Annotated in this window: 14 protein-coding genes; 10 read left to right on the top strand and 4 right to left on the bottom strand. The window is 72.1% G+C overall.

The window, feature by feature from the left end; genetic code table 11:
- Positions 1–139 precede the first annotated feature (139 nt).
- From AB0J46_RS26805 to AB0J46_RS26815, 3 genes are all read left to right on the top strand, one after another.
- Positions 140–1,705, top strand: coding sequence for a sulfatase (locus AB0J46_RS26805; protein ID WP_364336508.1), 1,566 nt, complete (start codon positions 140–142; stop codon positions 1,703–1,705).
- A gap of 139 nt (positions 1,706–1,844) precedes the next feature.
- Positions 1,845–3,098, top strand: coding sequence for an alpha/beta hydrolase-fold protein (locus AB0J46_RS26810; RefSeq protein ID WP_364336510.1), 1,254 nt, complete (start codon positions 1,845–1,847; stop codon positions 3,096–3,098).
- A 53-nt stretch (positions 3,099–3,151) separates the two neighbouring features.
- Positions 3,152–3,586 carry a hypothetical protein gene (locus tag AB0J46_RS26815; protein ID WP_364336512.1) on the top strand — a complete coding sequence of 145 codons (435 nt, stop codon included), beginning with the start codon at positions 3,152–3,154 and terminating at the stop codon, positions 3,584–3,586.
- 24 nt (positions 3,587–3,610) lie between these two features.
- Here the strand turns inward: AB0J46_RS26815 and AB0J46_RS26820 are convergent, their stop codons facing one another.
- Together AB0J46_RS26820 and AB0J46_RS26825 are read right to left on the bottom strand one after the other, a co-directional pair.
- Positions 3,611–4,105 carry a hypothetical protein gene (locus tag AB0J46_RS26820; RefSeq protein WP_364336514.1) on the bottom strand — a complete coding sequence of 165 codons (495 nt, stop codon included), beginning with the start codon at positions 4,103–4,105 and terminating at the stop codon, positions 3,611–3,613.
- Complete coding sequence (locus AB0J46_RS26825) at positions 4,102–4,407, bottom strand: hypothetical protein (protein WP_364336516.1); 306 nt, start codon at positions 4,405–4,407, stop codon at positions 4,102–4,104. Before AB0J46_RS26825 ends, AB0J46_RS26820 begins: the two co-directional genes overlap by 4 nt.
- A gap of 350 nt (positions 4,408–4,757) precedes the next feature.
- Between AB0J46_RS26825 and AB0J46_RS26830 the strand changes: the two genes are divergently transcribed.
- Positions 4,758–5,282, top strand: coding sequence for a hypothetical protein (locus AB0J46_RS26830; RefSeq protein WP_364336518.1), 525 nt, complete (start codon positions 4,758–4,760; stop codon positions 5,280–5,282).
- 161 nt (positions 5,283–5,443) lie between these two features.
- Positions 5,444–6,028: a phospholipase gene (locus AB0J46_RS26835; protein WP_364336519.1), complete on the top strand. Its 585-nt coding sequence runs from the start codon at positions 5,444–5,446 to the stop codon at positions 6,026–6,028.
- Here AB0J46_RS26835 and AB0J46_RS26840 read toward each other — a convergent pair.
- Together AB0J46_RS26840 and AB0J46_RS26845 are read right to left on the bottom strand one after the other, a co-directional pair.
- Positions 5,948–6,613, bottom strand: a complete 666-nt coding sequence (locus tag AB0J46_RS26840; RefSeq protein ID WP_364336521.1) for a helix-turn-helix domain-containing protein — start codon at positions 6,611–6,613, stop codon at positions 5,948–5,950. The genes AB0J46_RS26835 and AB0J46_RS26840 overlap by 81 nt on opposite strands.
- Before the next feature lie 71 nt (positions 6,614–6,684).
- The gene (locus tag AB0J46_RS26845; RefSeq protein WP_364336523.1) at positions 6,685–7,908 is read right to left on the bottom strand and encodes a cytochrome P450; all 1,224 of its coding nucleotides are present in this window, start codon (positions 7,906–7,908) and stop codon (positions 6,685–6,687) included.
- Positions 7,909–8,124: 216 nt separating this feature from the next.
- On the opposite strand from AB0J46_RS26845, the gene AB0J46_RS26850 reads away from it, so the two are divergent.
- From AB0J46_RS26850 to AB0J46_RS26870, 5 genes are all read left to right on the top strand, one after another.
- Positions 8,125–8,439, top strand: coding sequence for a metalloregulator ArsR/SmtB family transcription factor (locus tag AB0J46_RS26850; protein ID WP_364336525.1), 315 nt, complete (start codon positions 8,125–8,127; stop codon positions 8,437–8,439).
- Positions 8,440–8,542: 103 nt separating this feature from the next.
- Positions 8,543–9,445: a TIGR03620 family F420-dependent LLM class oxidoreductase gene (locus AB0J46_RS26855; RefSeq protein WP_364336527.1), complete on the top strand. Its 903-nt coding sequence runs from the start codon at positions 8,543–8,545 to the stop codon at positions 9,443–9,445.
- A 79-nt stretch (positions 9,446–9,524) separates the two neighbouring features.
- Complete coding sequence (locus AB0J46_RS26860; RefSeq protein ID WP_364336529.1) at positions 9,525–9,890, top strand: hypothetical protein; 366 nt, start codon at positions 9,525–9,527, stop codon at positions 9,888–9,890.
- Between the two features lie 96 nt (positions 9,891–9,986).
- Entirely contained in the window at positions 9,987–11,987 is a 2,001-nt protein-coding gene (locus AB0J46_RS26865) for a sensor histidine kinase (RefSeq protein WP_364336531.1), read from the top strand.
- 81 nt (positions 11,988–12,068) lie between these two features.
- A complete protein-coding gene (locus AB0J46_RS26870) occupies positions 12,069–12,275 on the top strand; it encodes a hypothetical protein (protein WP_364336533.1) in 207 nt (68 codons plus the stop codon).
- The last annotated feature ends 4 nt before the right edge of the window (positions 12,276–12,279 follow it).

Here is a 12,279-nt window from a genome sequence, read left to right on the forward strand (position 1 = left end):
GCTGCGGTGATGGGTGGGGTGGGTGTGGGAGGTTTTGTGCTTTGTGGGTAGTTTGTCTGGTATTAGTGGGCAGCGCCGTTGCTCCCCTACCACCGCTTACGAGGCAGTCATGTCGTTGTCCCGAAATATCAGGAGAAGCTTGGCTGCGGCGGTGGCCGCGATCCTCGCTCTGCTCATCGCCTCCCCCGCGCCCCCGGCGTCCGCCGCCACCCCCACCCGGCCCAACATCATCTTCTTCCTGGTGGACGACCTGTCCGCCGACCTGCTGCCCTACATGGACACGGTCCGCGGCCTGGCCGAGGGCGGCACCACGTTCACCGACTACTACGTGTCCGACTCGCTCTGCTGCCCCTCCCGCGCCTCGATGTTCACCGGCCAGTTCCCCCACAACACCGGCGTACGGACCAACCAGGGCTACGACCGCGGCGGCTACGAGGCGTTCGCCCGGCACGAGGGCCGCACCTACGCCGTCCCGCTCCACCAGGCCGGGTACCGCACGGGCTACCTGGGCAAATACATCAACGAGTACCCCGCCCGCCCCGGCTACCAGGTGCCGGACGGCTGGGACGAGTGGCACGTCTCCGCGGGCGGCGGCTACAACGAGTTCAGGTACCAGCTCACCCGCTACATCAGGGAGGAGTCGGGCGACCGGCGCCCGATCGCCCCCTCCAAGGGCGACTACCTGGTGGACGAGCTGGCCCAGCGGGCGACCGGCTTCATCGAGCGCTCCCGCGAGCACGCCCCCGGCCGGCCGTTCTTCCTCCAGGTCTCGCCCTTCTCCCCGCACAACCGGGTGGACGTCCGGCCCGGCGACACCGAGCCGCGTTTCCCGCCCGCCCCGCGCGACCGTCCGAAGGACCGCTTCCCGGACGGCGAGTTCCCGCACGGCGACTGCGGCGGCCCCGACTGCGCCGGCATCGACGTGACCACCCTGCCCTCCTACGACGAGGACACCGCCGACAAGCCCTCCTGGGTGCGCCGGGCCCCGATCGAGGCGAAGCGCGCCGAGGAACTGCGCGAGGACTTCCGTGACCGGATCCGCATGGTCCAGTCGGTAGACGACATGGTGGGACGGGTGCTGTCCACGCTCACCGAGCAGGAGCGCCGCAACACCTACGTCGTGTTCGCCAGCGACAACGGCTTCCACCTCGGCCAGCACCGCCTGGTCCGCGGCAAGTCCACCGCCTACGACCACGACGTCCGGGTCCCGCTGCTGGTCAGGCGGCCGGTCACCGGAGAGCGCGACCGGCTGGTGACCGGCGCCATCGCCCAGAACGTGGACCTGTTCGCGACCTTCCTCGACATGGCCGGCCTCGCCCCGGCGATCCGCGACAGCCGGGACGGCCGCAGCCTGCTCCCCCTCGTCCAGGGCCGGCAGGTCGCGGACTGGCGGCAGGCGGCGCTGGTCGAGCACGTCAAGCCCGACCCGCGGACGCCCGGCAGGCCCGACCCCGACGCCGACCGGCTGAGGCAGGGCAACGCGCAGCCGCCCACCTACAACGCCGTGCGGACCGCGGGAGAGCTGTACGTCGAGTACGAGAACGACCCGAAGCCCGAGTACTACAACACCGTCACCGACCCCCGCCAGGAGTCCAACGACCCGGGCAACGCCCGGACGGCGTCCCTGGCCGGCGTGCTGCGCGGGCTGACGGCGTGCGGAAGACCCGGCGCGCCCGACTGCTGGACGGCCGCGCACCTGCACTGAGTCGTACGGCAGAAGCTGGGGCGCGGCAGAAGCTGAGGCGTACGGCAGAAGTTGACCACCTTCGGTCCGGCGGTTGACGCCCCGGCCGCCGGTCCCCCCGTACATTGGGGCGGTCGGGAGCCCGAACCGAAGGAGAACGATGCGGTTCACCTCAGCCCTTGCCGGATTACTGATGGTCGCAGGCACGTTCGCAGGCCCGGGGGTGGCCCAGGCGGCGCCCACACAGGCGGCCGGGTGCGCGGCCGTGCTGCCCCGCCCCGACGGCCATGGCATCACCTGCCTCGACGTACGGCGTCGCCCGCAGGGCGACGGCTCGGAGCTGCGGGACGTCACGATGACCTCGACGGCGATCTTCCAGGCGTCCGGCGGCGCCCCGGTCATCGACCCGCTGTCGCGCCCGATCACCGTCCGCGTCTACCTGCCGAAGGACTACGACCCCTCGCGGGCCACCCCCTACCGGGCGCTCTACCTGCTCAACGGCGGCGGCGACAACTACGACTCGTGGACCGCCAAGGCCGACCTCGTCTCCCTCGTCCGCACCGCGGGCTCCTTCGACGGCATCGTGGTGATGCCGACCGGCGGGATGACCGGCTGGTACGCGGACTGGGCCGGCCGTACGGACGGATATTTCGCACCGAAGTGGGAGACGTACCACGTCGAGCAGCTCATCCCGTGGATCGACGCCAACTTCAACACCGTCGCCGACCGGTCAGGACGCGGCCTGGCGGGCCTGTCCATGGGCGGCTACGGCACCCTGCGGTACGCGGCCGCGCATCCCGGCGTCTTCTCGGTGATCGGCGCGTTCTCGCCCGGCATCGACCTGCGCGCCAGGCCCGCCCAGCGCACGATCTCCGACTCCATGTGGCAGTCGGGCGCGGCGATCGAGCTGACCGACCTCGGCGAGTTCCGCGTCAACAAGTACGACAACGGCAGCCCGCTGCCCGTCCTCGACCAGGAGGTGCAGCGCCGCTACCGCCTGGACACCCTGTTCGGCCCGCACACCACCACGGTCTTCCACGGCCGCACGGTCGACGACTGGCCCGCCGCCAACCCCGCCGACCTGGTCACCCAGGGCAGGTACGCCCCCTATGACGGACGGCTGGCCCTGTACGCCGGCGGCTGCGCGAGCCTCCCGAGCGTCCCGGACGGCGCCGAGCCCGCCCCCGCCGCGTGCGGCTACGACACCAGGGCGAGCGACGACGCCGCGAGCGTCAGCGAGCCCATCCTCGGCGCGTACGCGAGCGAGTTCGACGCCACGCTGACCGGCCTCGGCGTCGGCCACCGCTACTGCTACAGCAGGGGCGGCCACGACTGGAACGCCTGGTCGGCCTACCTGGTCGACTTCCTCCGGTACGCCTACGGCACCGCCCCCGCCCGCTGCCCCGCACTCTGACGCCTCAGCCCGCTTCCAAGTCGGCCACAAGTACCGGCCGAAATCCTGGACCGGTGACGAACCATCTTCCGACCCGCGTCCTGACCGCCCTGGGCGCCGCCGTCCTCACGCTGACCGCGCTGAGCACGGCGGCCGCCGCCGACACCGCCGCCGATCCGGCGAGCTGGAGGTGGGGCGCCCTGCACTCGGCCGACGGCCTGGCGACCGCCCGCGGCAAGGTCGTGGCCGGCCAGTCGGGGCTGGCCGTGACCGGCACCCTCGACGACGACCGCGGCAAGGGCTGCTCGTGGCTCCTGATCAGGTACCAGAGCGCGAGCAACGGCCGCTGGCGCACGCACGGCGTCTACAACTGCCTGCCGGGCACCGGCTCCTTCCGCAAGAACGTCGGCGGCGCGCTGCAGATCCGGGCGCAGGTGTGCCGCGGCAACGGCGCGCGGCCCGTCGGCCGGTGCTCGCGGTGGCGGACGATCTACACCCAGGGCGGCTGACACCCGTCCCGCCGTCCCCGGGCGTCAGTCGGCGCGCTTCTTGCTGGCGATGATGTAGAGCACCAGCTCGCCGCAGGCGCGGCAGACCGTCCTGTCGCCGTCGGCGCCCAGGTGGGCGGGCACGGCCCGCGCGCCGCAGAACGCGCACGGCCGCTCCACCGGCTCCCGCTCGCCCCGCACCGCCCCGGCCGTCGCCAGCAGCGCGCAGCCCAGGCAGATCGAGACCGACTTGCCGACGACGAGATCGGCGGGGTCGGGCGCCGAGCCGCAGAAACCGCACTGGAACACCGCCGTCACCCCGATCCAGTCGCTCGGGCGCGCGCGCTCGCCGGACAACACCATCCGCAGGACGCGCAGGCAGCGGCCGGCGACCTCGTCCGTGACGCCCGCCCGTTCGAGTTCGGCCCGGAGCTCCGCCCGCGCGCCGGGGTCCTCGGGCGGGAGCGCCTTCAGCAGGCCGAGCAGCGCCTCGTCGAGCGCGCGCAGGGCGTCCGCGGCGGAGGCGACGAGATCGCTCATGCCGCGCCGCCGGTGAGCGGCGGGCCCGGAATGCCATGCGCTTCCTCGTACGCCCACTCGGCGCGGCCGGGCCATTTGCACTCGCAGCTTGTGCGTAATATCGCGATCCGCATCCGCCGCGCGTTATCACCGGCCGCCCCTGAAACGCTTCCCGGCGATGACCGTTCTAGAATTCTGCACCGCCCGGAGTCAATGGACCGGGCCTCCGGACCGAAGGGCATGAATTCATGCGCCCGGAAATCGACGGCGAACTCGGGCCGGCCGGCGCGCAGCAGCGCCGTGGCGCCGGGCGTGGGCTTCATCTACTCAGCCCCTGCCACCACCCGCCAAGAACCCGCAGCTCACGGCCGTGTCCCGGCGCTCGGCGGGCACGCCGGCGGGCGCCCCGGGGTGTCGAGTATTCGCATCCTTAAGCAGGGTCACGCATTCCCTCATTTCCGGCGGAGGCGCGAGCGCCCCTTTCGCGGCCATCATCGCCCCGGCCCAATAAAGCGTCAACGGGCGACGGCCCTACATTTTCCCTATATTGCGGCGTGGCGCCGTCTTGCGCGTCCCGGGTTGTCCCGGCACGCTGGCAGACGTGGCGGATAACCGTACTGGAAAGGGCCGCGCGCGAGCGGCGCGCAGATGGTCGGCCGCGCCGCGCAGCCAAATGTTCAGCCTTCCGGAAATCCTCGCCAAGCTCGCCGACCCCGACCTCGAGGCGCCCGGCGATCCGGAGCTGCGTGACTTGTTCGACCGCGACCAGGACGACCGGCGCGACGGCGTGCCCGGCGACGGCGGCGAGCGCGGCCTGGCCCGGCGGGCGCGCTGCATGGAGAAGTTCGCGGCCGGAGAGGTGCGCTCGCCGGGCGACTACTACCACCTGGCCGCGGTGATGCAGCACGGCGGGCTGGCCGAGCACTACCACCTGGCCTTCGAGCTGGCGCGGCGGGCGGCCGACGCCGGTTGCCGGCCCGCCCGCAGGCTGGCGGCCTCGGCCCTCGACCGGTGGCTGTTGCAGATGGGCCTGCCCCAGCGGTACGGGACCCAGTACGTCGACATCGGCGGCCGCTGGTCCCTCTACCGCGTCGACCCCGTCACCACGGACGCCGAACGCACGGTCTGGGACGTCCCGCCCCTGGCCGAGGCGCTGGCCCAGGCCGAGGAGATGAACCACGCCGACGGCCCGGGCTGACGCCCGAGCCTGAAGGCCGGACGGTCCGCCGGCGGCGTCTCTCGTCGGAAACCGGACACGACCTTTGCCACGGGTTTTCCCGGAATTCCCAGGTCGCGGCGGGCCGGCGGGCGAACCTGACCATGACATGTTCCCGTCCCGGTCGAAACAGGCAGGTTCCCATGGTCAGACGGGCTCTCGGGGCGCCGGTCCCGCTCGCTCTCTCGCTGGTCGCCGTTCTCGCGGTCGCGCCGCCGGCCCAGGCCGTGACGCTGGAGGAGAAGCTCGCCGCGCTCTCGGGGTTCACGCAACCCACCGCGTCCAGCGCCGCGGCCTGGCGGGACGCCTGGGCCGACCGGGGGTCGTGGTCCGACTTCGACTTCGACTGGTCGAGCGACGGCTGCACGAGCAGCCCCGACCAGCCGCTCGGCTTCGACTTCTCGATCCCGTGCCGGCGGCACGACTTCGGCTACCGGAACTACCAGGCCGTCGGCGACTTCCCGGCGAACAAGGAGCACATCGACAAGGCGTTCTTCTTCGACCTCAAGCAGGTGTGCACCCAGTACTCGATCTTCCGTCAGCCGAGCTGCAACGCGCTGGCCAAGCTGTACTACCAGGCGGTCCGCCACTACGGCGCCCCTCGCGGCATCGGCGGGGAGATCGTGCGCGTACCGGACAGGGACTCTCTAAGGCAGCAGGGCGCCGCTGAGTCCGCAGACGGCGGCGACAAGATGTTCGCCCAGAGCTCGCCAGGATTCTTCGACTGAACCGGCGGCGGCGTGGCCGGCCGCCAGGTCGGCCTCCAGCTCGGCGCTCATGTGCACGACGAGCAGCCGGATCATCGCCGCCTGCCGCTCGGACAGCTCGTGCTCCCGGTCGCGCATCGACGGCGGGCGCAGCAGCTCCAGCCGGCGGAACGAGGGCGTGCTCAACGTCGCCCGCGCCGCGTACTCGCGCAGGGACGGCTCCACGACGGCCTGGGCGAGGAACCGCCCGTACCAGGACGGGGTGCCCAGCTCGATGTGGTGCTCGATGCTCGGCGCGATCGCGCACGTGATCCAGTCGCGCAGCGACACCTCGCCCGAGGTCTCCAGCGCGGCCACCATCGGCAGGCGGTGCCGGTCGACGGCGGCCGCGTGACGGGACAGGATCGCGTGGATCAGCTCGTCACGGGTGCTGAAGTGGTATTGGACGGCGGACTTGTTCCGCTGGCCCGCGGCCTCGCGGATCATCCTGATCGACACGTGCGCGAAGCCGTGCTCGGCGTAGAGCCGCTCCGCGGTCTGCATGATCCTGTCCTTGGCCCGGATCGAGCGGGGAGACGGCGCGGCGACCGCCGTACTGACGTCCATGACCGGTCCTCGATCTCGTTTCCACCACCGTCCCCGAACGCTATCCCATGCCGCCGGCTGAGGTCAGCGGGTCACCAGGTGACCCACACGTCCTGGAGGCCGCCGGACAGGCCGCCCGTGCGCAACCGCAGCTCGCGGGGGTCGTCGCGGAGCCGCAGGCCGGGCAGCCGGCGCGTCAGCAGGCCCAGGACGACCTGCAGCTCCACCCTGGCCAGCGGCTGGCCGAGGCAGTAGTGGCGGCCGGCGCCGAAGGTGAGGTGCTGGCTGCTGTTCTCCCGGCGCGGGTCGAACCGGTCGGGGTCGGCGAACTTGGCCGGGTCGCGGTTGGCGGCCGGGATGTTGGGGATCAGCGTGCTGCCGGCGGGCACGGTGATCTCGCTCAGCTCGACGTCCTCGGTGATGAACCGGGGCACGCCGCCGATGGCCGACAACGTGCTGTCCAGTCGCAGGACCTCCTCCACGGTGCCCGGGATCAGGTCGGGGTCGTCGATCACGGCCTCGTAGCGCTGCCGGTCGGACAGCAGCATCGCCGTCATGATGGCGATCATGTTGGACGTGGTCTCGTGGCCGGCCAGCAGGAGCCCGCGCACGGTGGCGATGAGCTCGTCCTGGCTGAGCCTGCCGTCCTCGGCGTCGGTGATCTGGGTCAGCTCGCTGAGCAGGTCGTCGCCGGGGTCGGCGCGGTTGCGGTCGATCAGGTCCGACACGTACGCGTTGAACTCCCGGTAGGCCGTGTCGACCTCCTCCTGCGTGTTGCGCGTCAGGGTCAGCATCGTGCGCGACCAGTGCGCGAACTTGTCCTGGTCCGAGCTCGGCGCGCCGACCAGGGCGCAGATGACCCGTACCGGCAGGGGCAGGGCCAGGCCGGACGACAGGTTGCCCGGGGAGCCCTTGGCCAGCATGGAGTCGAGGAGTTCCTCGGCCATGGCCTGGACGCGGGGGCGCCAGACCTCCATCTTGCGGGCCGTGAACCAGCGGCTCAGCAGGCGTCGCCACCGCATGTGGCCCTCGCCCTCGCCGATGTCGCCGGCGCCGTCCTTGCTTCGGTTGAACAGGCCGCCGTCCTCGGTGGTGGACAGCCGGGCGGCGCCCTCGCGGGCGAGGTTGCGGCTGAAGCGGGGGTCGGCCATGACGGCGCGGGCGTCGTCGTACCTGGTCACCAGGGCCGCCACGTCGCCGCTGGGGAGGCGTACGTGGGCCACGGGGCATTTCTCCCGCAGGTCGGCGAGTTGTGGCGGCGGTTCCAGCGCCGTGGGGCGGTCGAAGGGGAAATCGGGGATCGCGTCAGCGGTCATGCGTCCTCCAGCTTGAAAGCCCGACACTTCGAAATATAAGTCGATCGACTTATTTGAGGCAATCGTCTTGACTGGATGGATTACTTCGAGTGCGGGAAATCTACCGAGGTGTTGCCTCCCCTTGAGGAACCATCCGGGCGCCGAGCTGGAACGCATCGGATTACCGCGATACGTCGATGGCTCACTATGCTGGCATCCATGGCGGAAGCTCCACTGTTGACCGATTCCGAGCTGTCCGACGCGTTGCGGGCGCTGGCGAACCCGACCCGGCTGCAACTGCTGACGTGGTTGCGGGAACCGGAGCGCCACTTCTCGCTGGAGGGGGCGATCGCCGACCCGGTGGAGGTCGGGGTGTGCGTGACGCACATCCAGGCCAGGGTGGGGCTGGCGCAGTCCACGGTGTCGGCGTACCTGAGCGAGCTGCAGCGCGCGGGGCTGGTGCGCGCCACCCGCGTGGGCAAGTGGACGCACTACAAGCGTGACGAACGGCGCATCGCCCAGCTCGTCGCCACCCTCGGCCGCACGCTGTAGAAGACCGCACGCCGTAGAGGCGGCACCCTCCCGCGAGAGAGGCCGGCCGGCTTCCACATATCGACATTTAGCGATATGTCTATGTTCTGAGGATCGACACACGATGAGGGGACGTCCCATGGGCAGCATCGACGGCCTGGATCTCGGCACGTTCGGGATCTACACGTTCGACTTCGAGCACGTGCCGGCCGCGCAGATGCGCGAGTCGATCCAGGAGCTGGAGGAGCAGGGGTGGCGGGCGTTCTGGATGCCCGAGCTGCTCGGGCGCGAGGCGCTCACGCACGCCGGCTTCCTGCTGTCGTGCACGCGGCGGATGCACATCGTGAACGGCATCGCCCAGATCTGGGCCCGCGAGGCCAGGTGGACGTACGGCGCCGCCCTGCTGCTGGCCGACGCCTACCCCGACCGGCACGTCCTCGGCCTGGGCTTCGGCGGCGCCCCCCGCCCCGGCACGACCCCGCTGACCGCCATGCGGACCTACCTTGACGAGCTGGACGAGCTGGAGACCGTCAACCCGGCTCCGAAGTCAGGCGTGCGCCGCCTGCTGGCCGCGTACGGGCCCAAGATGCTCGAACTGGCCCGCGACCGCGCGGCGGGCGCCCAGACCTACCACGTCAACGTCGCGCACACCGCCGAGTCACGGCAGCTCCTCGGCCCGGACGCGTTCCTGGCCGTCGAGCATCCGGTGCTGTTCGAGACCGACCCCGCCAAGGCCCGCGCCACCGCCCGCGAACACCTGCGCCCCTACCTGAGCACGCCGTACAACGTGGCGAAGTTCCGGCGGCTCGGGTACGCGGAGGAGGAGATCACCGGCGGCGGCGGCGACCGCCTGGTGGACGACTTCGTCTTCTGGGGCGATCTGGACACCGTCGTCGGCAAGCTGCGCGCCCACGTGGACGCCGGCGCCGACCACGTCGCCGTGCAGGTGATCGGGATCGAGCCGGGCCGGACGGCGATGCCCCACTGGCGCGAGCTGGCCGCCGCCCTCTCCCCCGGCCGCGGCTGACCGCCACCCTCAGATATACAAACGATCGGTCGTTAATATAGTTTGGCGGCATGACGTTCGAGACCGGTCCGTACGCCGCATGCTGACCTCACGCTGGATCCCCGGCCCCGAGAGCGACCGGCCGGGGCCGCTGATCGCCGCCCTGACGGACTTCCGGATGCGGCGGCTGCTCGACCTGCCCGGCATCGCCCGGCACGGCCGGTCCCTGAGCCGCCACTGGCCCGGCCTGCCGGGTGCGGTGGGCATGTGGCTCTGGGCGGATCTCGCCGGCCGCCGGGTCGGCTCGCTGTCGGTGTGGCGGAGCGAGGAGGATCTGCGGGGGTTCGTCCGGTTGCCGGAACACGTCGCGATCATGCGCGCCTACCGCGACCGGGGCACCCTGCGCTCCCGCACGTGGCCCGTGGACGCCCTCGACCGCGGCGCCCTGCTGCGGTCGCTGCGCTGACCCGCCGGTCGATCCGGCCGGCCGGCCCGCTCATGGCGGACCGTTCCGCGGGCACGCTAGGGTCGGGCGGGAACGGCAGCCGGAAGGCGGGGACGGATGGCGTGGGCAGCCCGGGTGGTCGCCGTCGTCCTGGCCGTGGTCTCGCCGGTGCTGGTGCTCGCGGCGGTCCTGATGTACGCGGCGCTGCCGCCGGAGTGGCGGCTGCCGGAGATCTTCAGCCCGCTGGCCGCGGCCGGGGTCACCTTTCCGGCCTTCAGCGCGTTCCTCATCGTGCACCGGCCGCGGCTCAGGCTGGCGTGGCTGATGTGCGCGGGCGGTCTCGGCGGCGCGGTCAACACGTTCTGCCAGTCGGCGATGCTGGCCGCCGCGGCGGGCGGGGACCTCCCGCTGGCGGGGCTGCTGAGGTTCCCCGCGCAGGTCGGCTGGGCGGTGTCCGGGCTGCTGCTGGAGATGTTGCTGCCGCTGTACTCCCCCGACGGCAGGCTGCCGTCGCGGCGCTGGCGTCTGGTGGTGCTGCTCGGCGCGGTGTCGACCGCGGTGGAGCTGGCCCACATGTTTCTACGTCCCGACCCGCCGGCCGAGGGTTATCCGCTGCCCGCGGTCATCCCCAACCCGTTACAGGTCCCGGAGCTGGCGCCGATCTGGCCGGTGGTCACGGTGGTGGCCTGGACCGGGATCCTCTCGACGCTGCCGCTGGCGGCGTGGTCGATGTTGCTGCGCTTCCGCCGGGCCGACCCGGTCGTGCGGCGGCAGATCGGCTGGCCGCTGTTCTCCTTCGGCGGGTACATCGTCTTCATGCTCGCCGGCGTCGTCGTGCCCGGGCTGTACTGGTTGTCGATCGGGTGGGCGGCGGTCATCCCCGTGTCGATGGTGATCTCGGTGACCCGCTACCGGCTCTACGGCATCGACACCGTCGTCAGCCGGACGTTCGTCGCCGCCGGGCTGCTGGCCGTGGTCGGCGGGGTCTACTTCGGGGTGGCCACGCTGTCGAGCCTGCTGGTGTCGGGGTACCACCAGGTCGCCGGGCTCGCCTCCGCGCTGCTCACGGGCGCGTTCTTCCAGCCGTTGCGACGGGCGCTGCAACGCGCGGTCGACCGCCTGCTCTACGGGCCGGTGGGCGATCCGCGCGTCCTGGCCGAGCGGCTGGCGCAGGAGGTGCGCCGGGGCGATCCGGCGCAGGCGCTGGCGGCAGTGATCGGCGTGCTGCGCGAAGGCCTGGCGGTACGCGGCGTCGCCGTCGAGGTGACCAGCGGCGAGCCAGGCCATCCGGTCAGCGTGGCGAGCACGGACCGCGGGCAGGTCGGCGACTCCCCGCGCGAGGTGCCCCTGATCTGGCACGGCGAATGGGTGGGCCGGCTGCTGGTCGGCCCGCCCGCCGCGCGCCGCTTCCCCGCCGCGCACGACGAGCGGGTGCTGGACACGCTGGTCCCGTACGCGGCCGACGTGGCCCACGCGGTCCGCCTGGCCGCCGACCTGCAACGTTCTCGCGAACGCATGCTGGCCGCCCGCGAGGAGGAGCGCCGCCGGCTGCGCCGTGACCTGCACGACGGCCTCGGCCAGACGCTCAGCGGGCTGGCGATGACCGTCAACATGGCCCGTCTCAGCCTGAAGAGCTCGCCGGAGGCGGCCGACGGGCTGCTGCGCGAGCTGCGTACCGGCATGGACGCCGTCACCGGCGACCTACGGCAGCTCGTCTACGGCCTGCGCCCGCCCGCCCTGGACGACCTGGGCCTGGCCGCCGCCGTGCGGGCGCTGGCCGCGCCGGACGGCCCGGCCGCGGAGGTGATCGCCGAGGGCGACCTGACCGGCCTGCCGGCCGCCGTCGAGGTGGCCGTCTACCGGATCGCGCAGGAGGCGCTGACGAACGTGCGGCGGCACGCGCGGGCCACCCGCGTCCGGGTCGAGCTGCGCCGCGAGCCCGGCGCGCTGCGCCTGCTGGTCTCCGACGACGGCCGCGGCCTGCCTCCTGAGCACCGTTCCGGCGTCGGCCTGACCTCGATGCGCGAGCGCACGGCCGAGCTGGGCGGCATCTGCCTGGTCGGCGGCGCGCCGGGGACGGGCACCACGGTGGAGGTCATGCTCCCCGTCCAGCCCTGACCGTGCGCCTTACCGGCCGGACACCCTCCTGTCACGTAGAGTGCTGGACGATCACTCTCGGTAACTCCCATGGAGGTGTCCATGAAGCTCAAGGGCCGTCTCACCTGCGCCGTGGCCGGTGGCGCGCTGCTGACCGTCGCGTTCACCACCCCGGCCGCGGCCGACTCGCTGGCCGCCGGCGGGCCCGTCGGCGCGCTGCTCCAGCCGGTGCTTGACGTGTTCAACATGGTCAACGACACGTCCACCCTCGGCGCCCTGCTGCCCGGCGGCATCATCTCCGCCCGCTGACGCT

The organism is Nonomuraea sp. NPDC049758, from assembly GCF_040674635.1.
Lineage (GTDB): Bacteria > Actinomycetota > Actinomycetes > Streptosporangiales > Streptosporangiaceae > Nonomuraea.